A 23,649-nucleotide genomic window follows, 5' to 3' on the forward strand; every position below is an offset into this window, starting at 1 on the left:
ACCAAAGTGGCGCAAGTGACCATCCCTGCGGGTGAGACCAGCGTTAAGTTTGATATTACGACACTGGACGATGTGCTCGCCGAAGGCAGTGAAGACTTCACTATTACCTTAGGCAACATCAATGATGGCGGCGTATTTGAAGCCATTGCAGCGGATAGCAATAACAACCAAGTGATCACAAGCATTGTGGATAACGACTTACCTACGTTTACGTTAACTGCAATCGATGGTTCAGCTAGCAATGCCGTTAATGAAGGAGAGGTCGCGGGATATCAAATTCGTATTGGAAATAAAGGCGTTGCAGATGGGATTGATGTGACTCTCGAGTTAAAAGTGACTGAGGGTACGGCACTAAACCCTGAAGACTTTACTGGCCTACAAGGGATCACATTCGATGCTGCTAAGGGCGTATATGTTGTGACCTTAACAGGTCCATTAGCGCCAAATTCAGTGGTTGCTAATCTAAGCGCTAATACAGTTGAAGATACAGTGTATGAATCAAATGAGAATTTCAACGTTTCCCTTGAATCCACTTCTTTAGGCTCGGTTAGCGGTAGCGTTGAAACAACGATTTTAAATGATGATGCCGCTGTATTAAATCCAATTGATGTGGTGGTAAATGAAGCTGGATTGGTGGATGGCAGTAACCCTGGCATTGGCCACATTGTGACAGGCAACTTATTGGGTAGTGATGCGAGCTTATCCATCAGCAATATTGCAGGCGGTGTATTAGATGCAAATACGGGCATTATTACAGTAACCACAGCGCAAGGTGTGTTAACGGTTGAGACCACGGGGGCTAATGCAGGTCAGTACCAATACCAGTTAAATGATACCTTTGCTCATCAAGCTGGCAATGGCACCAACACGGCTGATAACGCTAATTCATTTGATATCACTGTTTCAGGTCATAATGGTGTGGCTACTAACCTGAAACTTAATGTGGATATTGTTGACGATATCCCAACGGCGAATATTGTATCGCCAGATCCTATCGACTTTACCCAACAAACCACAAACCTCATATTTGTTCTTGATGTTTCCGGATCTATGGGTTGGGATATGGAAGGTGACAGGTCTGGCGATGCCAATTGGGGTGGCACAAGTCGTCTTGAAATTGCAAAACAAAGCTTGTCTAAGCTTATCGATGCTTATAGCAACCTCGGTGATGTCAATATTAAGATAGTGTCTTTCCAATCATCAGTAGACAAAGAATCGGGTTGGTTAACCCTTGCTGAGGCAAAATCATTTCTCGCCCAATTAAATGCGAGTGGTGGAACAGATTACGATGATGCTCTTAGGGCACTTGTAGACGGCTTTAATCCGCCAACTAAGGCTGATGGAAGCGCTGCTGATTTAACTAAGGTTTACTTTTTATCTGATGGGGAGCCCGGCTCTAATACTGATAGGAGTGAAATCACTAGCTACCAGCCAACTTGGGAAGCTTTTGTTAATGAGCAAGGCATTGAAGCTGAGGCAGTTGGTATCGGATCTAATGTACCATCACAATATCTTGATATAGTTTCGCATCCCTCTAAACCTGACGGTAGTGAGCCAACCCAAATTGTGACCACGGCAAATGGCTTGATGACAGTATTATTAGATTCGGTTAAAGCTGTCGTCAATGGAGATGTCGATACTAAGGTTTTAGGTAACATATCAACGGGTATTAATTATGGCGCTGATGGTGGCTTTATTGAGTCAATAGAGGTTGATGGTAAAGTTGTCAATAGACCGAGTGGCACTGATCTTAAAGTTAAAATTGATACGCAAAATGGCGGGGAGTTAGTATTTGACTTTGCGACAGGTGAGTACTCTTATGTAGTGACTATGGGTGACAAACCTGCCAATTCAGACACTTTTGCTGACAGCATCATCGTTAATATTGTCGATAATGATGGTGATAAAGTGAGTTCTGATTTTGATATCAGTGTTAAATTCCCAGTGATTGATACTACTCCTGTAGCTAATGTTGATGCTGATCAGGTCAATGAGGCGGTTAGCCAACCTGATAATGACCCTAGTGCAATGATTAACGGCAACGTGTTAGTTAATGATATGTTCGGTAAAGATGTTACAAACCCCGTTATCGGTGTTGTTGCGGGGACGCAAAACGGCAATGTTAGCGGTGGAACAAGTCAAACAATTGCCGGCAGCTTTGGTAGCCTAGTACTGAATACGGATGGTAGCTATGTATACATCTTGAATAATAAAAACGCACAAGTCCAAGCGTTGAATGAAGGTAAAACATTATTAGATAGCTTTACTTATACCATCACCGACGATAATGGTGATCTATCTTCTGCGGTTCTTAACATCACTATCAATGGTGTAACCGACCCAATGCTTGATGCCATCGATGATTCTGCTAGTACCTTTGTTGGTCAGCCTGTGTACATTGATATTTTAAATAATGATGTCAATCCTGCTGATTCAAATCCTAATGATGCCAACACCGAAATAACCATTACAGGTATTAAAGTCATTAGTGGTAGCGGCGAGGCTTATATTGTTAATGGTGAATTAGTTTATGTGCCAGGCAAAGATCAAGAAACCGCGCAAATAGAATATTATGTCACCAACAGTCGTGGTGAAGTTGATACTGCTGTGGTCACGGTGAACGTTACTCAGAGAGATTTTACTGGTTCAACCTTGACTGGCGAAAGTGGTAATGATCAGATCACCACTGTGACAGGGACTGATAGTGGTTCAAAAGAGTTCCAGCTCCAATTAGGTGGCTATAATGGTTATAAAACCGAAAATGGTCAGCGAGTTTGGGTAAACATTGGTGCGCGTGACGAACGATTAATTGCGACGCAAGAGGAACAGTTGATAGATTCATCTGGTGGTAATGATTACGTTAAGGGATCGATTGGTTCAGATACCATCTATTTGGGCGATGGATTCCGAGAGCTTGATGCTGCTTCAACTAAGGCTTTCCTTGATCAAGAAGCGTTAAAAGATCAAGCTGAGTTAGATGCATATCATACTAGTTCTGTTTCTAGTTCTATTGTGGATATAGCTGATGGCGGTGCAGGTGATGATGTTATCTACGGTGGTAGTCAAGGCGTTGATGATCCAAGCGTGACACAAGATGCACTTGAGCGTCCTATTTCTCATTACGACTATATTTATGGTAATGACGGTAACGATATGATCGATGGTGGTTTGGGTTACGATGTGCTTCGTGGTGGCTCAGGCAATGATCTTATCAAAGGCGGTGAGGGTGATGATGATATTGCCGGTAACTCAGGTAATGATATCTTAATTGGCGGGGAAGGAAGTGATACTTTCCGTTTCTTTGCTGAAGACATCGTAAAAGAAGCAGACAATACTAAGCAAGATACTGGGGTTAAAGACACGATTATCGACTTTGATATTAATAGCGATAAACTTCACTTAAGCGATTTACTACAAGGTGAATTACCAAGCACCATAGATGATTACTTAACGGTATATGAAAACGCTAACGGTGGAATTGATATTGTTGTTGATGCAGATGGAAAAGGCGCTTCAACAGATACCATGACCATTACTCTTGAGGGCGTAAGTTACAGTGATGCTGGAGCAGGTATTGATACCGGCAGTGAATTTATTCAAAAATTAATTCAAGATGGTAAGTTAATCATCGATTAATTGTTTGCTATTTTCTTCACTGAATTAGCCATCATGCTTTGTTAAAAAGGCATGGTGGTTTTGTTTACCAAGCAAAGGATGCAAAAACTACGTGCCAAACCAAGGTGATAAACCAGTCAATGATCCACTTGTTGATCCATTATTAGAATGTTTGGTTTTTCTAACCAAGCATTATGGTGAGCCGCATTCTGGGGATGTGCTAACCGCAGGTCTTCCTATGATAGATGGTAAATTGTCACTGCGTTTAGTGAGTCGGGCTGCTGAAAAAGGAGGCTTGAACTCGCGGATCAGCGCGATGGCATTGAAAGATATTTCAGCGTTATTACTTCCCTGTATTTTAGTGTTGGATGAGAACCAAGCTTGTGTGTTGTTGTCGCTCGATAAAGAGAACAGCACTGCTAAAGTGATTTTCCCACTCGCCGGGGAAGGTGAAACCGAGATTGAATTAGCTGAACTTAAAGCCCTATATCAAAACCAAGTTATTTTTGTAAAACCACAACATCGTTTTGATAAGCGAACGCCTAAGCTAATTGAAACCGGTCATGGTCACTGGTTTTGGAGTACCATTCGAGGATCTTTACCTATTTATCGAGATGTATTAATCGCTTCTTTGCTGATTAATATTTTTGCTGTGGTCAGCCCCTTATTCGTAATGAACGTTTACGATCGCATTGTGCCTAACTTGGCATTTGACTCTTTGTGGGTGTTAGCTATCGGTGTGTCGATTGTGTTTGTGTTTGATTTTATCATGCGGCAAATGCGCAGTTATTTTATCGATGTTGCTGGGAAAAAATCAGATATTTTATTGTCTTCTAAGATTTTTTCCAAGGTAATGGGGATGCGCTTAGAGGCCCGACCCGCTTCCACAGGGGCTTTTGCTCGTCACTTACAAGAGTTTGAATCGGTACGCGATTTTTTTACCAGTGCTACGGTTGCTGCGCTAGTTGATGTGCCTTTTGCGTTATTAACATTAACAGTGATCTGGTTAGTTGCTGGCCCGATGGTATTCATTCCTGCAGCCTGCTTGTTCATTTTGCTCGCCTATAGTTTTGCTATTCAGTTGCCGTTGCGACGTAGCATTGACGAAGGCTCTCGCTTGGCCGCGCAGAAATATGCCAACTTAGTCGAAGGCCTTAATGGCATTGAAGGGATTAAGGTGACGGGAGCAGAAGGGTTATACCAACACCGCTGGGAAGAAGCAGTTGCTCATATGTCGAACTGGAGCATCAAAACTCGTAAATTAAGTAATTCTGTTTCCAGTCTCTCCTCTTTTTTACAACAAATGCTCAGTGTGTGTTTGATTGTATACGGGGTGTACCTGATTAAAGATGGTGAGCTTAGCATGGGTGGAATGATCGCAGCAGTCATGCTGAGTGGTCGTGCTTTGGGGCCTTTAAGTCAGCTGTCTTTATTGCTCACCCGCTATACCCAAACAAAGTCAGGGTTAGCTATTTTAGAAAATATTATGGCGATGCCAGATGAAACGGAAGAGGGCAAACGCTATATCCATCGTGCTCGAATGAATGGAGACATCGAGTTTCAAGGGGTAAGCTTTAAGTATCCAGATCAAGAAAACAATGTGCTCTCAGATATTAACTTGAGTATTCGAGCTGGTGAAAAGGTCGCTATTATTGGCCGAATAGGTTCGGGTAAAACCACGTTACAAAAATTGTTAATGGGTTTGTACCGTCCCACTGCAGGCGGCATCCATATTGATGGCATTGAGCAAAATCAAATCCATCCGGCAGACTTACGCCGCACCATAGGCTGTGTGTTACAAGATGCTCCTCTCTATTTTGGCTCGATTAGAGAAAATATATGTTTAGGAGTGCCATTTACGTCTGACGACTTAATTTTAAAAGCCGCTCGTCGCGCGGGTGTGACGGGATTTACTGACCGTGACCCTAATGGTTTAGATCGTCAGGTAGGTGAGTGTGGTCGTTTTTTATCCGGTGGACAGCGTCAATCTGTGGTTATTGCACGCTCTTTATTACTTAACCCCAATGTTTTGGTCATGGATGAGCCTACCAGCGCGATGGACAATCGTTCAGAGCTGCATATAAAACAACAGCTAGCCAGTTTAGATAAGCATCAAACGCTCATTTTGATCACTCATAAAACCAGCATGTTAGACATTGTTGATCGTCTAATCGTAATGGACAGCGGCAAAATAGTTGCGGATGGGCCAAAAGAAGCTGTGCTTAACGCGCTTAAAGAAGGGCGTGTCACCATTGCAGGCCGTACCATGCGGGAGGCAAGTAATGGATAATTTACACAATCAAAATAAATTGCCAAATAAACATGATGTTGAGTTTGTTGATGAAACCAGCTCCGCCAGTTTATTAAATACCGCATTCAGAGCCCGTTTGTTACTTTGGGTGATGTTTTTATTTTTTGTTTCTGCGTTGGTTTGGGCTTACTTTGCTGAATTAGATGAAGTGACGGTTGGGACGGGAAAAATTATACCATCTTCGCAAGTACAGGTAGTGCAAAACCTAGAAGGCGGTATTTTACGTGAAATTTATATTAAAGAAGGCGACGTCGTAGAGAAAGGCCAAGCTTTAATGCGTATTGACGATACTAAATTCCGAAGTGACTATCGTGAACAAGAACAAAATGTTTTCACTCTAAGCAGTGATATTATTCGTCTTAAGGCAGAGCAAGCAAGTGTAAAGGTATCAAAAGACAATAATGTTCCTTGGCAGGAGCAAGTAAGCATTGATATGGTCGAACTTGAATATAGTGATGAGTTTGAACAACAGCACCCGATGCAAATTTCGGCAGAAACGGCGCGTTACAAACAAGGCATTGCGGGGTTGAATAATCAGTTGCTGATCATGGCGCAACAAATTCAGCAAAAAGAGCAAGAGTTAGTCGAAGTCAATTCAAAGATTAAACACCTACAACGCGCATATGGTTTGGTACGTAAAGAAATAAACCTAACACGGCCATTAGCAAAAGAGGGCGTGGTATCTGAAGTTGAGATTATTCAATTAGAGCGTGACCTTAACAGTACAGCATCAGAATTAGACAGCGCTAAGCTGAGTATTCCAAAAATAAAGTCATCAATAAAAGAAACGATCAGTAAACGACGCGAAATGGCGTTAGAATATCGCCGTAAAGTCTTAGAGCAATTAGATGAAGCTGAAGGTAAAATGGCTTCCCTTAGTGAAGTGCAAGTTGGATTGAAGGATCGGGTTTCACGAACCAATGTTATCTCACCCGTTAAAGGTAAGGTTAAAACGATTAATATCAATACGCTGGGCGGTGTTATTAAGCCTGGTATGGATTTAGTTGAGATCGTTCCATTAGAAGATAACTTGTTAGTAGAAGCTAAAATATTACCCAAAGACATTGCATTTTTAAGGCCTGGTCTTCACGCCGTGGTGAAGTTAACGGCTTATGATTTTGCTATTTATGGTGGCTTGTCTGGAACGTTAGAGCATATTAGTGCAGATACGATCATGGACGAAGAAGGTAATAGTTTTTATTTAATTCGCGTGAGAACTGAACAAGGAAAGATAGGGGTTGGCGACAGTAAATTACCTATTATTCCAGGGATGCTCGCGAGTGTTGATGTGATGACAGGTAAGAAAAGTGTGCTTGATTATTTACTCAAGCCTATTTTAAGAGCAAAGCAATCAGCCTTAAGAGAAAGATAATTATAATCATAATTAAATGGGATATTTATTAAGATGAAAAAAATGTTTTTCAGTACAGTATTGGCTACGGGAGTCTTTATTTCAGCGTCCGGTTATGCTGAGACTCTCGAAAGTAGTGTGGCAAAAACCTTAGTATCAAACCCTGAAATCAATCGAGTGCTTAGTCGTGTTGGCGCGTTTCAAAAAGCTAATGATGGTGCTTTTGCTGGTTATTTGCCAACTATTGATATTAATGCTGGCATTGGTCGTGAGCGAACAGACCGGGATAATTTTGATACCACTACTTACACGCGTAAAGAGTTGGGCTTCAGTCTGAGACAAATTCTGTTTAATGGCTTTGCAACAGGGGCCGAATATGACCGAACCGCTTTTGAAGCTAACGCTGAGCAGTATGCGTTATTGGCGGATGCGGAAGATATTTCTCTCAAAACCATTACAGCCTATTTGAATGTATTGAAATACAGTGAAACTTTATCACTGGCTGAGCAAAACTTAGAAATCCATGAAAAGATATACAAAAATATTAAGAAACGTACTGACTCTGGTATTGGCTCGACATCTGATCTATCGCAAATTGAAGCTCGCTTAGCACGCTCCCATGCTAACAAAGTGAACGCGGAAAATAATCTGTCAGATGCGGAAACACAATATTTACGTTTGGTTAATGAATATCCAGAGAATTTAGAGGTTCCCCAGCCAGATTTTTCAGGTGTGCCGGAATCATTTGCCAATATCGTGCAACGGGCGATGGATAATCATCCGCGCTTAAAATCTTCTCGCCAAGATATTTACGCAGCCAATGCACAACACGAAGTGGCCAAGTCTAAGTACTACCCAGAAATAGCGATTGAAGTTGAGAACAACTTTCTAGAAGACGCCGATGGCACGTTGGGCCGTAATGATGAACTAGTAGGCATGGTACGTATGCGCTATAACTTGTTTAATGGCGGTAAAGATCAAGCCTATGTGGATGAGACGGCATATCAGGTAAACGAAGCAAAACATATCAGTGAAGGAACACTGCGCGATCTTCATCAAGGAGCACGTTTATCTTGGGATGCAAAGCGTTTCTTAGAGCAACAGCAGCGCTTTTTAGAAAAGCATGTGGTTGCTAGTGAACAAACTCGTAATGCTTACGGCAAGCAGTTTAATTTGGGTAAACGCACATTACTAGATGTTCTCAACACAGAAACAGAGCTATTTGAAGCCAAGAAAGATTTGGTTGCCACGCGTTATGAAGTAATGGAAGCTAACTATAGAATCCTTAATTCAATGGGCAGTTTACTCGCTTCATTGCGTATTGCTCCACCAGAAGATTGGCGTCAACAGTTACGCGATATTCAGTAATTTAGTCACAGTATGGATTGGCTTAAAGGCGTATTTACCTCTAGATTTGTAGGGGGAAATACGCCTTTTTTATACGCTTCGTTGTTGATCTCTTCAATGGTTTTTTCTGCTCTTGCCAGTTCACAGATTAACGAAGCGGCATTACTTAAAAAAGTGTTTTCGGTTTACCAAAGTGAGAGAGCGGTAAAGCGTGTAAAAGCTTGGCGAACGCTGGTAGATGAACAGCAAAGTAGTAGCGAACAGCAAAAGTTAGCGGAGGTGAACGCATTTTTTAATCAGTTGCACTTTGTTGACGATATAAAACTGTGGGGGAAAGCGGACTATTGGGCGACGCCTGTCGAATTTTTGGGGGTTGCTGGAGGGGATTGTGAAGACTTTAGTATCGCTAAGTATTTTACTTTAACAGAGCTTGGGGTTGCAGAAGAAAAGCTGCGTTTGGTCTATGTTAAAGCACTCAGTTTGAATCAGTTTCATATGGTGGTGGCCTATTATCCTGAGCCTGCTGCCATGCCATTAATTCTGGATAATTTAGACGCAGATATTAAACCCGCTAATCAAAGAAAAGATTTGGCACCCGTATATAGCTTCAATGGTAAAAATTTGTGGCTAATGAAGGAAAAGGGCCGAGGCCAGTTAGCGGGCAAGGCTTCGAGATTAAAAAGTTGGAATGAATTGCGCGGTGGTTTGAAAAATAATCGTATGAATTTACCCTTAGTTAGCTTTGATTAAAGGATCATCATGACTCTGTATAAACAATTAAGTCTTGCTGTGTTTTTTATTTTTACTTTGGTACTTTGCGTCGCTTTTTACTATGGGTGTTTGGCCATTAAAGGAGAGACCCTAGGGAATGAGTCGCGCCAGTTTGTACAACTTTCGGAGCAAATAAGTAATGATCTACAGCCTGCTTTATTCGAGTCTCAGTTACAAGGTGCTAAATATATCTTAAATGAGCAGTTGCTGCAGCAAGGGATTGCGCGAGCTAAACTGATTGATAATCAAGGTAAAGCTGTATTAATTATTGATAACACTAACATAGTGGACAGTGCGCCATCTTGGTTTAAAGCGCTGTTTCATGTTCCCGTTTTGTCGCAATCTTTACCTGTTTCAGACTCTGCCATTGGTGAGTTAGAGCTCACCTTTGAGTCATCGCCGTTACCTGTTTATGGCTTATTGTGGCAACAAGTTAAGGAATTAATTATTTGGCTGCTACTTATTTATATCTTTTCTGTATTACTGGCGTGTACATTAATAAAGCGCTTACTCAAGCCATTAGACGATCTTAGCCATGGCGCTGAAGACTTACAGCATCATCACTCAGTGGAGCCGATTTCAGTTCCCCATGTGCAAGAGTTGGAAGGGGTTGCCAAAGCATTAAACGAGATGAGCTCTACGATTAACTTACAGTTTCAACAGCAAGCGGAGGTAGCTGAAACGATCCGTGACAAAATTTTTCGTGATGAGGTTTCAGGATTAGGTAATCGAGCTTACTTTATGGGGCAAGCCAAAGCGTGGATAGACGAATCAGGTAGCGGCGGTTTGGCTTTATTATCGATAGATGTACTTGATGATGTTTACGTAGAGCAAGGAGAAGATGGCAGAAACCAACTTGTTAGTCTATGTGCTGGCGCACTAGTTGAGGCTTTAAGCAGTGATGACAGCTTTGTAGTGGCTCGATTGTCGGTGAATGAATTTGCTTGTTTGTTACCGGGACAGGAAAAGGATCAGTTGCTGGCTATCGCACAGCGTATGCAGTGGGCGGTGTCAGAGTTGGTTGTGAGCCCGATGGATGCCGCGCCATCTATCTCTTATATTGGTTTAGTTCAGCGAACCGAGAATGAATCTGTGACGGAGTTACTCAGTCGAGCCGACAATGCCTTGCAAATTGCTCGTTCGCAACGAGGTGCGCCTATTCATCTAATTGAGTGCACCGAACAGTATAATTTAGGTCGAGTGGGTTGGAAGCATTTAGTACAAGAAGCTATCCATCAAGATTTGTTTTGCTTTAAGGCACAGCCGGTATTGAGCAAGGTCGATCAGCAGGTATTACATGCAGAACTATTTACTTACATTGTAAAAGAAGATCATACTTATTTTGCTGGTCAGTTTATGCCTGCGATAGAGCACTTTAAACTAGGGTGTTTGTTTGACCAATATGTACTGAAAAAACTGCCTCAGCAGCTAAACTTTTCTTCCTATGAGTCGATAGCGGTAAACTTAACGCTTACTTCATGTGTAGATAGTGATTTTCACGATTGGCTAGGACGCTTCTTGGAGCAAAATAAGGCTTTGAAGCATAAAGTTATTTTAGAGTTACCAGAAACAGTTTTTGTTGCTCATGCCGAAGACGTGGCCCCTTTGATAGACATAATAAAAGGGGCTGGTTTCTGTTTTGGGATTGACCAATATGGGCGTCATTTTCAGTCTCTAAATTACTTGGAACAGTTGCGACCTAGTTACGTTAAGGTTGACCACAGCTATACCAATCAAGTGAATGAAATTAAAGGAGATAGCGAGTTTTTAGAAGCGGTTTGTCAGGCTGCAACTAAGCTAAATATCCTCACTATAGCCACGCGAGTTGAAAATCAAATTAAATTAGATCTATTGTCAGGTTTGCATATCGATGCTTACCAAGGTTTTATCTCACCGCCAATGAAACTAGAAAAAATTGATATTGAAAGCTAACCCCTTTTTCTTAAAAATGGGTTAACAAAACGGTATATTAATTTTTGGAGTATCAAACATGCGCGCGATCATTATTTCACTTTGTTTATTCAGTTCCTCATTATTTGCAGGGCAACTGCCCGATGGGCCACATGTTATCACTACAGGTTTTGCTGAAGTCAAAGCGAGTCCTGATATGGCGATTATTGAAGTGAGTGCGGAGGTGATCCATTCTGATGGGTTGCAGGCAAAACAAGAATTAGACAAACGTGTTGAACAGTTTATTGGTTTGGCTGCGAAGCAACTTGGTTTAAGTGAACAGCAAATTGTGGCGCAAACACTTTATACTCACCCTGAATATCAGTATCCAGAGCAAGGTAAAGGCAAACCTGTTTTAGTGGGTTATAAAGCGTCGCGTAATTTAACGGTATCACTGACTGAGCTAGACAAATTAAGTCAATTACTTGATCTGATTTTAAGCCAAGAATTGCAGCAAGTTAATAATATACGATTTGTGATGCAAGATAACACCGCCCTTGCTATGCAAGCTCGCCAATTAGCGATTGAAAGAGCTAAAGAAAAAGCGGCAATGCTAGCTAAGTCGTTTGATGCCACGTTAGGGCCTATCTACCAAATAAATTACCAGCAGCGTAACAATGTGCCAGTTGTGCGAGCTAAATCGGCGATGTTAATGGAGAGCGCGCCATCAGGCGGTTATCTCCATGACGAATTAACAGTAAGAGATGAAATACAGGTTGTTTTTACCCTCAATGTGAAAAATAAAAAGTAAAACTGTGACCTATAATTATTATAGATAAGGCACTTTTACTAAGGAGTGTGTATTATTTTACAGCGATATTACACGCCTCTTAATGTGTGACTAACGGACTGAATGAGCGACATGGATATGTTGCATGCTATTTACTAATAATCTTTCTAGGTCTGTTATGTTAAAAAAGAGTCATGGGTTTACCTTAGTTGAAGTGCTTACCGTCATCGCAATCGCAGGCATTATGCTAATGATTGCTGCCCCTAATTTTGCTTCCTTGTCTGCCGATTCTCGTGCTTTTAGCGCTGTTAATGGTATTGCTCGAGATTTAATGTATGCACGAAACCAAGCCGTTAATAATATGACCACCGTTGCAGTTTGTCCGCTAGCTGGTGGCTCTGCGTGTACCAGTGATTGGAGCAAGGGGGTTGATGTATTTATCGACACGAATGAAAACGACAAGCTCGATACGGGTGAAACCTTACTTAAGTCGGGTAGTGCTTTTCATGAAAGTGACCAAGTGAGTTTTGAGCAAAAAAGTGTACGCTTTGGCGCCGATGGCTTAACCCGAAATGTTTCAGGATCTGCTATTTTCTATTATTGTGATGACAAGGAAAGCGTTAAAAAAGGTGTCGTTATTAGTAGTTCAGGCAGAGCTAAAGTGGCTGAACAGGGCTCTATTTCAAAGTGTCATAGTTAACGTCAATTATATAATCTATCTCAGTATAAGTAACCTCATTTGTAATGACTTTGCATTTCGGTTTCTCCCGTCGTCATTTAAGGTTGACGTTTATCAATGCAAGACCAATAAGATAGCTTTAATTGCCGGCCAAATAGTTGCCTGTCCTTTGAATTATTGATCAAAGGTTTGCTCTATATTTTGAGCCGCTTTTGTTTGAAAGCTATTTGTCTTTGCGACACATTCAACCCATTTAGTGATGCCGATGGGGGTTTTCCCATCAGTGTCGTATACCGTTGTTATGTTAGATTTTTTTATATCCTGTTGCATTTTATCGTCTGAGGGATAATTGGAAAAGTAAGAAAAGTGGCCTAAATAGGGTTCGCCATTCTCTAGTTGCAAGGCACACTTATACTCTTGCTTGATTATCGATTCTTGCCCATAAGTGAAATGAGGGACAATTAACAAAAAGCCCCCCACAAGCGAGACTAAGGGGCGACTATTGCCAGCAGTCATCATGAGTGGCTCCTTTTATTTGTTGGTGATTTAGAGTGAAACTCGCGCAATGGCTGTCTCCCGCTTGGCGGTTGATGGGGGTGGCGGTAACGGTAAAGTCTATCAGCCGATCTGTATTGCTTAGCTTCACCTTGTAGCTGCCTCCTTGTGTTTCTATGCTCGCACTAGGATAACCAAGCAAACTCAGATCGTCAGCATACTGATTGTGGTCAAGGTAGTATTGCTCTTGTAAGTTAGCAATCTCTGTCAGCTCCACCGTCGCTTGGCTACGATTACTGGTTAGTATGTATTGCATGTAGCTAGGGTAGGCAATAGCGGCAAGAATACCAACGATAGCGACCGTTATCATAACCTCTATTAGTGTAAAACCTTGGTTAGGCTGTTTGCTGCTCAAGTTATTGCTCCTCAAAGAAACTGTAAATGCGTTTGGGATTCATGGTTGCATTGGTTGTTTGTGAACCACTGTTGACGGTTTCAGTTTCAGCATTCTCTTCTGGATTATCACCAACGACTACATTCACCTGCTCACCTTGTCCGACACCGAGTAAGCGTAGTTCTGATTTGCCCTCTTGGTTGGTGCCAGAGTGAACTACTAATGTGTCGGGCACGCGGTTACCTATTTCTTTGTCGCGCCACGAATGTTGACTGGTCCCATCAAATAAACTGACAGCATAGAGCTTGCCTAATCCAAGGTCATCTATTCCGCAATCTAGGTTTGCCGTCGCATTGGGTGAAAAAGAGGTAAAATAAACCGTCCCTGATATAACGAGCGCACCGCCGAGTGATTTCTCCCCTAGATTGCCAAAGTCATAGCGCCAGCCGGCATGGCTGCTTAGGTTAGCGCGGGATAACATTAAATCGGTACTGGTTGCGATTGGGTTATCGGTTATATTAAACAGACCGGTGAATGAGACTGGGGCCGGTTTTGTTACCTTGCCACTGCCAAATAGGGTAGGGAGGATGTAGCTATCTTTGACCATGACAAAGGTATCTTGATTGCTTAAATCTGAGGCGGGTTTTGCTCTGTTCCCCGTGCCAACTAGCACCATATCAATAGCCTGATCGAATACTTGATAATTGTCATCAACAGCCACGACTTTTTGAATTAAGGTTCGCGCGACGGTCGGCGCGTTAAATATTCTTCGGTCGCCTTTAGCGCCGGCGTCACTCAAGCTCGCCAGTTTCAAATGGGTCCAGTTACTGGGCTCTCCAACCATATCAATACGCCAAATGTTTCCACCCGTATCGCCGCTGTAAATGCGGTCTAAATAGCCATCATCATCACTGTCAAAAGCCGTTACTTCAGCTGGCATGCTGTGTTGCATACAGTGCGGGTCACTGCTGTCACAGCTAATATTGGCTGACCAGATTTTTTTACCTGTTTGTGCGTTTACTACAAATACCCCGCGGCCTTGGCTATCGCTGCAATCGTTGGCAGAGCTTTTACTACAAGTATCTTGGTTAGTGTCATAACCGGCGCCAAAAACAAACACGGGTGTTACTTTGCCATCGATAGGAAGGAAACCAGATTGTGGTTTTGACCAAGTTTGCCCGAGCTCTTCAAAGCCAGCGGAACTATTTGAAACTTTCCACAACAGGCGAGGAGAGGTGGGGGTGGTGAGATCAAATGTGTAATAGCTTCTTCCTCCCCTGCGCATACCGATGATAGCGATTATTTGTTTTTCAGCACCATTGGTTATCTCCATCACAGCCGCGCTGCCATCCATGCCGTAGGGGTGCTCAGGGGCATCAATATTTTTAATTAGGGATAAACCATGGTCAAGTAACTCGTCTGGGATAAACGCCCACTCTTCGGTGACAGTATCGCCTTTGTCATAGAAGAAATGAACAAAACCCGCATTGGTTCCTACTAATAATCGAGTATTGCTGTTATCACCCGATGGATAAGTTATAGCGGTCGGTTTTGAGTGAAGTGGATCCGCAAAAATATCGTTGCGATAGTCACTGGTATCACCATCGTCATCAATATCATCAACGTCTAAACCCATCAGCCAGTTTATTTGTCGAGTTAAACCTATTTCGTCGGTGCCAAGTTCAGTGGCTAAGGCTAGATTGGTGCTCGCTTCAAAGTGGCTTTTTATACTATCAAGTGACAGGGTAATTAAGCTGTTGCCACTATTGGTATAAAGTGTTCGAGAGCTTTGTGCGGCGATGGCATCTGCAACCCCCCCTTGAGTCACTGAGTTACCATCATTAACTCCGCCCCAAGCGGTTGATGCGCCTTCTCGAATATTGCCGTTGTCGTCTATGGCTGCTGCATTACTAGCATCACGTAGCACGCCTTTATTGTCTATGGTGAGTTTTTTAATGTTGCCGCGCCAGCGCTGCTTTTTACTGGGCATAAACATCGAGTAATAAATAGTGTTTTGATGTTGCGTGCGGTCAAAGCTGGTGGCTGATACCGCGGGGGCATTAAAGCTTGAAGATTGATCGAGTATTTTAATGATGGTTTCTTGAAAAGCTTGCTGTAAGTCGGCAGCATCCGTTGCTGGGAAGTATTCACCGCCACCTTGTTTGGCCGTTTCAAGTAATAACCCACCTGCGCCTGAGGTGGCGCCATCGCCAAAACCTATGGTATAGGTAGAGATGATTTGCTTACCTGTTTTATTGAGATTAATGTCGTTGTTATTCATGTATTTTGCCAGTGCAGGCATATAGCTTGAATATGACGAGTTCCCCTTGGTTAGGCTATAGATAAGCGAATCCGCTTTACCGTCCTGAGTGGGTTCTCCATCTGTCATTAAAATGACGTAGGCCTTATCCTGACAGGTTTTATAGGGGGAGGCATAGGTGCCTTCGGGGCTTTCAGCTTTCAGATCTCTTGGCGGTTTATTTGCTAAGTAAGAGCCGTAATCATAGTCATCATCGCCAAAGTAAACACCTAACCCTGCAAAGTAGCGATAAACTTCATATAAAGACTCACATAATGGTGTATTTCCCATCGCTTGTTGAGCATTAATAGTATTACTAAAGCTGGCTCTGTCTAGCTCAGTCATATTACTAAGAGCTCGTACAATCCGGCCTCCATTACGAGTGCCATCTGACGCGTTGTAATTAAAAACAGTGAGGCCAAAATTAACCGAAGGCGTGGATTTCACCAGCTCAGAGATGGCATCCTGCGCTATCGCTAAGCGGCTTTTTTTAATGGTATTATTTTGATAGTGCCAATACAGGTATTTTTCAGTGTAAAGGGTCACGCCATCGTTACCGCGAAATATATCGGTGCTGGTATTGCTACTATAAGGGTTATTTGAACCATTTCTTGGATAACCTTCAACACCACTGGCTGGGTTGCTGGTGATTTTGTAGTCGACATCTTCACGGCAGTCGAACCAAGTGCCTTTATCTGAAGAAAGGGTCCGCCAAGTTCGTTTTTTAGCAAACCAACGGCGCATATTACCGGTGTACTTACCTGCTGAACTTAGGGGGGCGATAGATGATTGACAGTTATTTTTTGTTACTAAGAAGTAGTTATCATCACTTTTACTAGGAACCCCATCACCGGCTTTAGCCCAGTATATTTTACCGCTGTTAGGCTCGCCATAACTGGCCGTTGGATCAAAAGGCTCTTTGGTCAATAGTTCGGTGTTACGCATACTGCCGGAATTATCAAAGATAATCATTACTTGCGGTCTTAACCCATTTTGCGCGGAAACATCTGCAATATAGAGCTCAGTATCATCCGCAAGAATAGCCATGCTCACTCCGGTGAGGGCTGCGGCGATTAAAATTTGCTTTACCATGGGTCATCCTATTCTAGATACATACTGCTGTGTGCCTATGATCCATAACGGCGCGTAAACAGTGTGTTTATCCATGCTTATTCATCCAGAATAAGTATGTTCTATTTTTTCAGTAACTTTTGTTCTACGCCCAGTCCTGCAGCGTTTTCACCTTGATGACCACCGCCTGTTTTGGCGCGGCCATATTGTTTCGATAGCCGGGTGTCTAAATAGCGACAAGAGAATAAGCCGACCGAGCTTGGCTCCTTACTACGTGCGCAGCTAGGCTGTTCGTTTATGGCAATAATAGCGGTGCTAATGTTCTTAATGTGTTTTACTTCAAATTTAGTATCGAGTGCGGCCGTAGCAAATTGTTGACTAGCATTGGCATTCGTTAATATTTCGCTGATTGCGCCTTCTAATTGTTGGTCGGCATCTATCCGTTGCGCACTGGCCCCCGCCATTTTGAGATCTAGACTGGCATTAGACATTAGCAGTGTCGTTAATCCTGATAATAGGAGCAGTAAAATGATACTGATAAATAGTGCAATGCCTTGCTGAAATTTCATTTCTGCCTCCATCAGATTGCCTTATCTAGCCACATTGGATTACTAAAGCTAATAACACTGGATACCAATAAGCGTCTAAAATTATCGTTCACTGTGATTGTTTTGTCCGCTAGGGTATAGGTATTTTGGTTTAAGTAACTTTTACTCTCTTCTAAAGCTCTAACTAAAATAAAAACTTCAACGCCAATCACTTTGTCATTTGATAATGCCGAGGTCTGGTAATTAGTATTGCCATTGGCTTCTTCAACGATATAGAGTAATTGCATGTCTTCAACGCCAGATAATAAAATTGGCTCCAAAGCCATGCCGCTGTTATTAAGGCTCATTCGGCGAAGTCGAGGAGTATTGGTACTGAGAGAACGATCTAAAAAGTACACATGATGTAAGTATTGCCAAGCATGACTACTAGTGAAAGATGGGTCACTTGGCGGGGTTGAGCCGGATGCAAAAATAGCGGCTTTACTGTGGCTACCCATTAATAGAAAAGGACTGTCTGCAGTAACAGTACCTGCTGCTGGTATTGGCTCTCTTTTGCCCATTAAGCGTTTTAGCGTGATAACATCCGAACCGCGTTTAAGTTGTGAGTCTGGGTCGTCATCAATAATACAGCGCATATAGCTCAGGCTCGACAACTGAGGGATTTCAAATGACCAAAATTGCCGAAATTGAACGCTGCCTTTGGGGAAGGAGCCTCCGCCTAAATCGTCAGTGCAATCACTACTACTGCTAAGCGTTGGTGTGGTAATTTCTTTGTTAACGGTCGCATTCAGCCTTGTCATTAAGTGTGAGGTGGCCACTCCCCAAAATCCGACTTGCCTAAGGTCTTGGCTGATTAATTGCAGTGCAATTCGTCCTGTTTCCTGTAGTTCACCCATTTGATTGGTGTTTTGTGAGCCAGCACGAGATTGAACAAATACCGCGGTGATCCCGCCAATTAGAAATAGCCCGATAGTCATTCCTATCATCCATTCGATGATGCCGAATCCTCGTTGCTTTAGCCTTGTTCTACGCATTTCTGACCAACGTTGTAATAGTGATTTGCCGGCGCTCTTTATTTTCTGCGCCACAGTTTTTGGCTAGCGTCACTGAGGTATCTGCACCATCTTCAAGTTGTTGTCGGCTTTGCCAGCTAATAATGATAGTGACCAAGCCTGATGTGGTTTCGTAACCGATACAGGCATCGGCCTTAGTAAGGCCACCAATTGCGCGTGCGTTGTCACTAACTTGCGTTCCTTTAAGCAGATTTTGCCAATGGATCAGATCAATAGTACGGCGCTCGCTGGCTGAGCAGCTGGAGCATTTGGGTTGCGTTAACGTCTTAGCGGTTTCAATAACACTGCTAACAGCATAAAGATCGGGGGCGTTGATAAATTCGCTGCTATTTAGGTGAATGCGCTCGGCTATGTCCATGGCGATAAAGCTAGCAAGGGTTCGCTGTTGCGACTCAAAAGCTGATTTTTTAGCGATTCCTTGGGATGCTGCCACACCTAATAATCCGGTGGTTAATATAAACAGCGTGATCATTGCTTCAATTAAACTAAAGCCGCGCAAAAACGTAGTTTTCATTTGGGGTCTTTGAAGCCAGTCTGTTGTTACCATTACCAGCCTCCTTTTGGTTAGAAAACAAATAAGCTAATCCGTCTATTACTTAAGTATATCTGCGTTTTTTTTTCTTGCTGTCAGGATCCTTTACAACTATGACCTTTAATGTGATCATTTTTGCAAGGTGTTTGATTATGCTTGTTTTTATTTTTTGATTTTTGTTGCGAGCAATAATTACGACGGGAAAATTATTCGAGATAAAAAATCCCCTCATCACGAGGGGAGAGCATTAATAACCTTGTTCTGTTTCTATGTGGTTTAGTAATGACTTCAGGTACATGACTAAATCACAAACAGAGTTCTGTGTTACTGACTAGAAAATTTTAGTAATCAAAATTTTCTTCTACTGCCTTTGCTGCGTCAGAGGTAAAGCTCTGGCCTGAGTGTGCGCATTCAAGTACTTTTTTCACTGCGATTAAAGTTGTCCCGTCTGCTTGAAATACTGATTCTCCGGCTTTTTCTATGGTGCTTTTTTGCATTTTATCCATTGATTTATATTCTGATTGATATTGGTAGCGACCTATATAGGGTTCATTATCAGCCAAGATCATAGCGCAGCGGTATTCTTGTAATGGCTTTTGCACTTGCGCTTGCGCTTGGCTCAGCAGTAGGCTTGATACTAAGAGCACTCCAATGCGATGACGGTAGTGTTTAGGGTTATTTTTTCCAGCAATCATTCGATGTCGCCCCTTTTTGTTGCTGATAATTAAGCGTGAACGTTAAACACGCCGTATCTTTTAATTGCTGGCCGATGGCTTTTGCCGTTACAGTAAAATCAATTTCGCGGTTTGTTGAACTTACCTTGATGTTAAATCGGCCATTTTCGGTCGAGATGCTACTACTGGAGTAGCCTAGCTGATCTAAACTGGCTGCATAACGATTATGATCGAGATAGTATTGTTCCTGTAAATTGGCTATTTCAGTCAACTCTGTAGTTGCTTGAGATCGGCTGCTAGTGAGTACATACTGCATATAACTTGGGTAGGCTATAGCAGCCAATATGCCGACTATTGCTATTGTGATCATAATTTCAATAAGGGTAAAAGCTTGCTGGTTTTTCACGTATTCGCCCCTCATTATAATTCCTCAAAGTAGCTGTAGATCCGGTTTGGTTTCATGTTGGCATCGGTTGATTGGGTGCCAGTGTTCACTTCTTGCTCTTCAGTGCCGTTGTTGGGATCTTCTGGGATCACTACTGATATTTGTTCGCCCTGGCCGACGCCAAGAAGACGAATGACTGATTGCCCCTGCTCATCTTCACCAGAATGCGCCACAATGGTATCAGGAACCTGGTTACCAATTTCTTTTTCACGCCAAGTTTGAGTATTGGTGCCATCAAATAGATTAACGGCATAGAGCTTGCCTAGACCAAGATCACCAATACCACATTGTAAGTTTGCAGTGGCATTAGGGGAAAAAGAGGTAAAGTATACTGTGCCAGCGAGTACTAAGGGGCCCCCCAGCGACTTTTCACCTTTGCCTTTGAATTGATAGCGCCAGCCGGAATTGCTGCTTAAAGTGGCGCGAGACAGCATTAAGTCAGTACTACTTTCAATCGGGTTATTAGTGATATCGAACAGATCGCCAAATTTAATGGGGGTTGGCTTTTCCACGCCGTTACTGCCAAAAGTAGTGGGTAAAATATGAGTATCTTTAATCATCACGAACGTATCTTGATTACTGATGTCAGAGGCGGGTTTGGCGCGATTGCCTGTGCCAACCAGCACCATATCAACGGCTTGATCGTAAACTTGATAGCTTTCATCTACTTTAATCACTTTTTGGATCAAGCTACGAGCAATGGTGGGTGGGGTGAAAATACGGCGATCACCTGTGCTTGTGGCATCACTGAGTTTTGCTAGCTTGATGGTACTCCAAGCCGACGGTGAGTCGCCTTTTAAGTCGATACGCCAAAGGTTGCCACCAGTATCACCTGCATACAGGCGATCAATAATGCCATCGCTATTGCTGTCTAGAGTTGCTATTTCACTCGGAATACTGTGCTGCATACAGTGCGCATCAGTGGCGCTGCAAGTCGTATTATTCGACCAGATCAACTCTCCTGTTTTAGCATTGACAATAAAAATGCCGCGCCCTTCAGTATCTAAGCAGTTGTCGCCTCCACTACAATTATCTTTATTGACGTCGTAACCGGCGCCAAAAATAAATACAGGGATTGTATCACCAGAAACATTAAGCCAACCGGATTTTGGTTTTGACCAAGTTTGTCCCAGTTCACTAAATGAGCTATCTGATTTGCTTTTTTCCCAAAGTAGTTTTGGTGAGGTTGGCGTCGTAATATCAAAGGCATAGTAGCTTTTACCACCACGGCGCATGCCCATTACAGCAATCAATTGCTTTGTGGAGCCTTGGGTCACGTCAAATACTGTTGCTGTGCCATCCATGCCATAAGGGTGGCTCGCTGCATCTTTGTCATTGATTAATCCTAAGCCATGACTGAGTAATTCAGCAGGAATAAAGGCCCAGTCTTCTGTGACAGTTTGGCCTTCATCATGGAAAAAATGGACAAAGCCAGCATTGGTGCCAACCATTAATCGAGTGGAGTCGTTACCACTTGGGTAAACAATGGCGGTGGGTTTTGAGTGCAGTGGATCGGCAAAGATATCGGTGCGGTAGTCGGCAATGTTATTATTACCATTGGCGTCATTGATATCGTAGCCTAATAGCCAATTTAAGTGTTCATCAAGATTGGTGACATCTATCCCTAGCTCAACAGCTAGGTCACTATCTGTGGCGACATTAAAATATGTTTTAATGTTTTGCTTGTTTAGCGTAACCAAGGCACCTTGAATATTGGTGAAAATTTTACGGCTAGTTTGTTTAGCTATTGCTGCGGCTACACCTCCTTGGCTGACAGAGTTACCATCATTTACGCCGCCCCAACCAGTTGATGCATTTTCACTGATGTAACCATTGGCCGAAATAGCGGGTAAATTGTTGGCGTCGCGTAAAATTCCTTTTTTATCAATAGTGAGTTTTTTAATGTTGCCACGCCAGCGCTGTTTTTTACTTGGCATAAACATTGAGTAATACACGTTGTTTTGATGTTGGGTGCGATCAAAGCTAGTGGCTGAAACAGCAGGTGCGTTAAAACTAGAGGATTGGTCGAGAATTTTAATGATCGTTTCTTGAAAAGCTTGTTGTAGCGCTTTTGCATCGGTGGCGGGGTAGTACTCGCCGCCACCTTGAGTGGCGGTTTCTAACAATAAAACACCGGCTTTTGTTGTTGCGGCTTCACCAAAGCCAATAGTGAAAGTGGACACTGTTTGGGTGCCAGCTTTATCGCTATTAATGTCTTTTGTGTTGAGATGTTTTGCTAGTGTTGGCAAGTAGCTCGAGTACCAATCTTTAGCACCGGTTAAACTAGCAATTAAACTGTCGGCCATTTTATCTTGAGTCGGCTGACCGTCGGTCATCAGGATTACGTAAGCCTTATCTTGACAGGTTTTGTAAGGCGATTTATAAGTGCCTTCTGGCGCTTCTGCATTGGTATCTCTGGGCGGCTTATTAGCCAAATAATATCCACCGTAGTCAGCATCATCATCACCAAAGTAAACACCTGTTCCAGAAAAATAGCGATAGACTTCATAGAGTGATTCACATAACGGCGTGTTACCTTTGGCTTCTTGGTTATTAATGACGCTACTAAAATCCAGTCGATCTTGAGTGCTCATATCTTTAATGGCGCGAACCACACGGCCACCGTTGCGGGTACCATCACTGTCATTGTAGTTAAATACCGTTAAACCAAAGTTAACCGAAGGTGTTGATTTGACCAAATCGGAAATCGCATCTTGAGCAATACTTAAGCGACTTTTCTTAACTGTATCGGGTTGATGATACCAAGCGAGGTATTTCTCGGTATAAAGGGTAATACCATCTGAACCGATAAATACACTACTCCCTTTTGTTGCTTGGTAGCCCGTTTTCGTGCCATTTATAGGGTATCCGTCAACTTGAGAGCCTGGATTTTGTAGTAAATCCTTGTCTGCATCTTCGCGACAATCAAAATATACCCCTCTACTTTTTTTGAGAGTCAGCCAAGTTTGGCTTTTACTACTCCATCTCCTCAAGTTGCCTGTATATTTACCATTATCTATCAATGGGTTAATTGATGATTGGCAGTTGTTTTCACTCATGTTGAATTGATTGCTACTGGTTACGTCAGGTACCGGTTGTCCGGCCGCGCCCCAATAGATTTTTTGTTGTCCCGATTCGCCATAATCTTTATTGGGATCAAATGCTTCTTTAGTGAGCATTTCTGAGTCACGCATGCTACCCGAGTTATCGAAGATGATCATAACTTGCGGGCGAAGGCCTTTTTGCGCAGAAATATCGGCAATATATAACTCTGTATCATCTGCGAGCGCATTAGTGCAGAGCAAAGCAGTAAAGGGTAGTAAGAATTTGAATCTGTACATTAGTATCCTTTCCATGTTTTTTG

At 42.7% G+C, this 23,649-nt stretch carries 17 protein-coding genes; 8 read left to right on the forward strand and 9 right to left on the reverse strand.

Annotated elements, in window-relative coordinates; genetic code table 11:
• From K1M91_RS16965 to K1M91_RS17000, 8 genes are all read left to right on the forward strand, one after another.
• A partial coding sequence (locus K1M91_RS16965; protein ID WP_232803452.1) for a type I secretion C-terminal target domain-containing protein occupies nt 1–3,636 on the forward strand: 3,636 nt, incomplete at its 5' end.
• Between the two features lie 91 nt (nt 3,637–3,727).
• Nucleotides 3,728–5,905, forward strand: coding sequence for a type I secretion system permease/ATPase (locus K1M91_RS16970; RefSeq protein ID WP_232803453.1), 2,178 nt, complete (start codon nt 3,728–3,730; stop codon nt 5,903–5,905).
• Nucleotides 5,898–7,298, forward strand: a complete 1,401-nt coding sequence (locus K1M91_RS16975) for an HlyD family type I secretion periplasmic adaptor subunit (RefSeq protein WP_232803454.1) — start codon at nt 5,898–5,900, stop codon at nt 7,296–7,298. Before K1M91_RS16970 ends, K1M91_RS16975 begins: the two co-directional genes overlap by 8 nt.
• 33 nt (nt 7,299–7,331) lie before the next feature.
• Nucleotides 7,332–8,645, forward strand: coding sequence for a TolC family outer membrane protein (locus K1M91_RS16980; protein WP_232803455.1), 1,314 nt, complete (start codon nt 7,332–7,334; stop codon nt 8,643–8,645).
• A gap of 12 nt (nt 8,646–8,657) precedes the next feature.
• A complete protein-coding gene (locus K1M91_RS16985) occupies nt 8,658–9,374 on the forward strand; it encodes a transglutaminase-like cysteine peptidase (RefSeq protein ID WP_232803456.1) in 717 nt (238 codons plus the stop codon).
• Nucleotides 9,375–9,383: 9 nt separating this feature from the next.
• Nucleotides 9,384–11,327, forward strand: a complete 1,944-nt coding sequence (locus tag K1M91_RS16990; RefSeq protein WP_232803457.1) for an EAL domain-containing protein — start codon at nt 9,384–9,386, stop codon at nt 11,325–11,327.
• Nucleotides 11,328–11,385: 58 nt separating this feature from the next.
• A complete protein-coding gene (locus K1M91_RS16995) occupies nt 11,386–12,096 on the forward strand; it encodes an SIMPL domain-containing protein (RefSeq protein WP_232803458.1) in 711 nt (236 codons plus the stop codon).
• A 157-nt stretch (nt 12,097–12,253) separates the two neighbouring features.
• Nucleotides 12,254–12,775 carry a GspH/FimT family pseudopilin gene (locus K1M91_RS17000; RefSeq protein ID WP_232803459.1) on the forward strand — a complete coding sequence of 174 codons (522 nt, stop codon included), beginning with the start codon at nt 12,254–12,256 and terminating at the stop codon, nt 12,773–12,775.
• 153 nt (nt 12,776–12,928) lie between these two features.
• Here K1M91_RS17000 and K1M91_RS17005 read toward each other — a convergent pair whose 3' ends face one another.
• From K1M91_RS17005 to K1M91_RS17055, 9 genes are all read right to left on the reverse strand, one after another.
• Nucleotides 12,929–13,273 carry a hypothetical protein gene (locus tag K1M91_RS17005; RefSeq protein ID WP_232803460.1) on the reverse strand — a complete coding sequence of 115 codons (345 nt, stop codon included), beginning with the start codon at nt 13,271–13,273 and terminating at the stop codon, nt 12,929–12,931.
• Nucleotides 13,254–13,664 (reverse strand): type IV pilin protein, encoded by a 411-nt coding sequence (locus tag K1M91_RS17010; RefSeq protein ID WP_282561177.1) that lies wholly within the window; start codon nt 13,662–13,664, stop codon nt 13,254–13,256. Before K1M91_RS17010 ends, K1M91_RS17005 begins: the two co-directional genes overlap by 20 nt.
• Nucleotide 13,665: 1 nt before the next feature.
• The gene (locus K1M91_RS17020; protein WP_232803461.1) at nt 13,666–17,034 is read right to left on the reverse strand and encodes a PilC/PilY family type IV pilus protein; all 3,369 of its coding nucleotides are present in this window, start codon (nt 17,032–17,034) and stop codon (nt 13,666–13,668) included.
• 101 nt (nt 17,035–17,135) lie between these two features.
• Nucleotides 17,136–17,582 carry a PilX N-terminal domain-containing pilus assembly protein gene (locus tag K1M91_RS17025; protein WP_232803462.1) on the reverse strand — a complete coding sequence of 149 codons (447 nt, stop codon included), beginning with the start codon at nt 17,580–17,582 and terminating at the stop codon, nt 17,136–17,138.
• 11 nt (nt 17,583–17,593) lie between these two features.
• Entirely contained in the window at nt 17,594–18,595 is a 1,002-nt protein-coding gene (locus tag K1M91_RS17030; RefSeq protein ID WP_348983276.1) for a PilW family protein, read from the reverse strand.
• Nucleotides 18,588–19,148, reverse strand: a complete 561-nt coding sequence (gene pilV / locus K1M91_RS17035; RefSeq protein ID WP_232803464.1) for a type IV pilus modification protein PilV — start codon at nt 19,146–19,148, stop codon at nt 18,588–18,590. Before pilV ends, K1M91_RS17030 begins: the two co-directional genes overlap by 8 nt.
• Nucleotides 19,149–19,507: 359 nt before the next feature.
• The gene (locus K1M91_RS17040; protein ID WP_232803465.1) at nt 19,508–19,861 is read right to left on the reverse strand and encodes a TapY2 family type IVa secretion system protein; all 354 of its coding nucleotides are present in this window, start codon (nt 19,859–19,861) and stop codon (nt 19,508–19,510) included.
• Nucleotides 19,842–20,261: a type IV pilin protein gene (locus tag K1M91_RS17045; protein WP_282561178.1), complete on the reverse strand. Its 420-nt coding sequence runs from the start codon at nt 20,259–20,261 to the stop codon at nt 19,842–19,844. Before K1M91_RS17045 ends, K1M91_RS17040 begins: the two co-directional genes overlap by 20 nt.
• A complete protein-coding gene (locus tag K1M91_RS17055; protein ID WP_232803466.1) occupies nt 20,261–23,626 on the reverse strand; it encodes a PilC/PilY family type IV pilus protein in 3,366 nt (1,121 codons plus the stop codon). Before K1M91_RS17055 ends, K1M91_RS17045 begins: the two co-directional genes overlap by 1 nt.
• Nucleotides 23,627–23,649: the final 23 nt, after the last annotated feature.

This window comes from Motilimonas sp. E26, assembly GCF_021278025.1.
Taxonomy (GTDB): Bacteria; Pseudomonadota; Gammaproteobacteria; order Enterobacterales; family CBDFNC01; genus Motilimonas.

What these genes read in the sequence shown, in the direction of transcription:
- K1M91_RS16975 (WP_232803454.1), top strand. Translation starts at nt 5,898, where the DNA reads ATGGATAATTTACACAATCAAAATAAATTGCCAAATAAACATGATGTT.
- K1M91_RS16980 (WP_232803455.1), top strand. Translation starts at nt 7,332, where the DNA reads ATGAAAAAAATGTTTTTCAGTACAGTATTGGCTACGGGAGTCTTTATT.
- K1M91_RS16985 (WP_232803456.1), top strand. Translation starts at nt 8,658, where the DNA reads ATGGATTGGCTTAAAGGCGTATTTACCTCTAGATTTGTAGGGGGAAAT.
- K1M91_RS16990 (WP_232803457.1), top strand. Translation starts at nt 9,384, where the DNA reads ATGACTCTGTATAAACAATTAAGTCTTGCTGTGTTTTTTATTTTTACT.
- K1M91_RS16995 (WP_232803458.1), top strand. Translation starts at nt 11,386, where the DNA reads ATGCGCGCGATCATTATTTCACTTTGTTTATTCAGTTCCTCATTATTT.
- K1M91_RS17000 (WP_232803459.1), top strand. Translation starts at nt 12,254, where the DNA reads ATGTTAAAAAAGAGTCATGGGTTTACCTTAGTTGAAGTGCTTACCGTC.
- K1M91_RS17005 (WP_232803460.1), bottom strand. Translation starts at nt 13,273, where the DNA reads ATGATGACTGCTGGCAATAGTCGCCCCTTAGTCTCGCTTGTGGGGGGC.
- K1M91_RS17020 (WP_232803461.1), bottom strand. Translation starts at nt 17,034, where the DNA reads ATGGTAAAGCAAATTTTAATCGCCGCAGCCCTCACCGGAGTGAGCATG.
- K1M91_RS17025 (WP_232803462.1), bottom strand. Translation starts at nt 17,582, where the DNA reads ATGAAATTTCAGCAAGGCATTGCACTATTTATCAGTATCATTTTACTG.
- K1M91_RS17030 (WP_348983276.1), bottom strand. Translation starts at nt 18,595, where the DNA reads ATGCGTAGAACAAGGCTAAAGCAACGAGGATTCGGCATCATCGAATGG.
- pilV (WP_232803464.1), bottom strand. Translation starts at nt 19,148, where the DNA reads ATGAAAACTACGTTTTTGCGCGGCTTTAGTTTAATTGAAGCAATGATC.
- K1M91_RS17040 (WP_232803465.1), bottom strand. Translation starts at nt 19,861, where the DNA reads ATGATTGCTGGAAAAAATAACCCTAAACACTACCGTCATCGCATTGGA.
- K1M91_RS17045 (WP_282561178.1), bottom strand. Translation starts at nt 20,261, where the DNA reads ATGAGGGGCGAATACGTGAAAAACCAGCAAGCTTTTACCCTTATTGAA.
- K1M91_RS17055 (WP_232803466.1), bottom strand. Translation starts at nt 23,626, where the DNA reads ATGTACAGATTCAAATTCTTACTACCCTTTACTGCTTTGCTCTGCACT.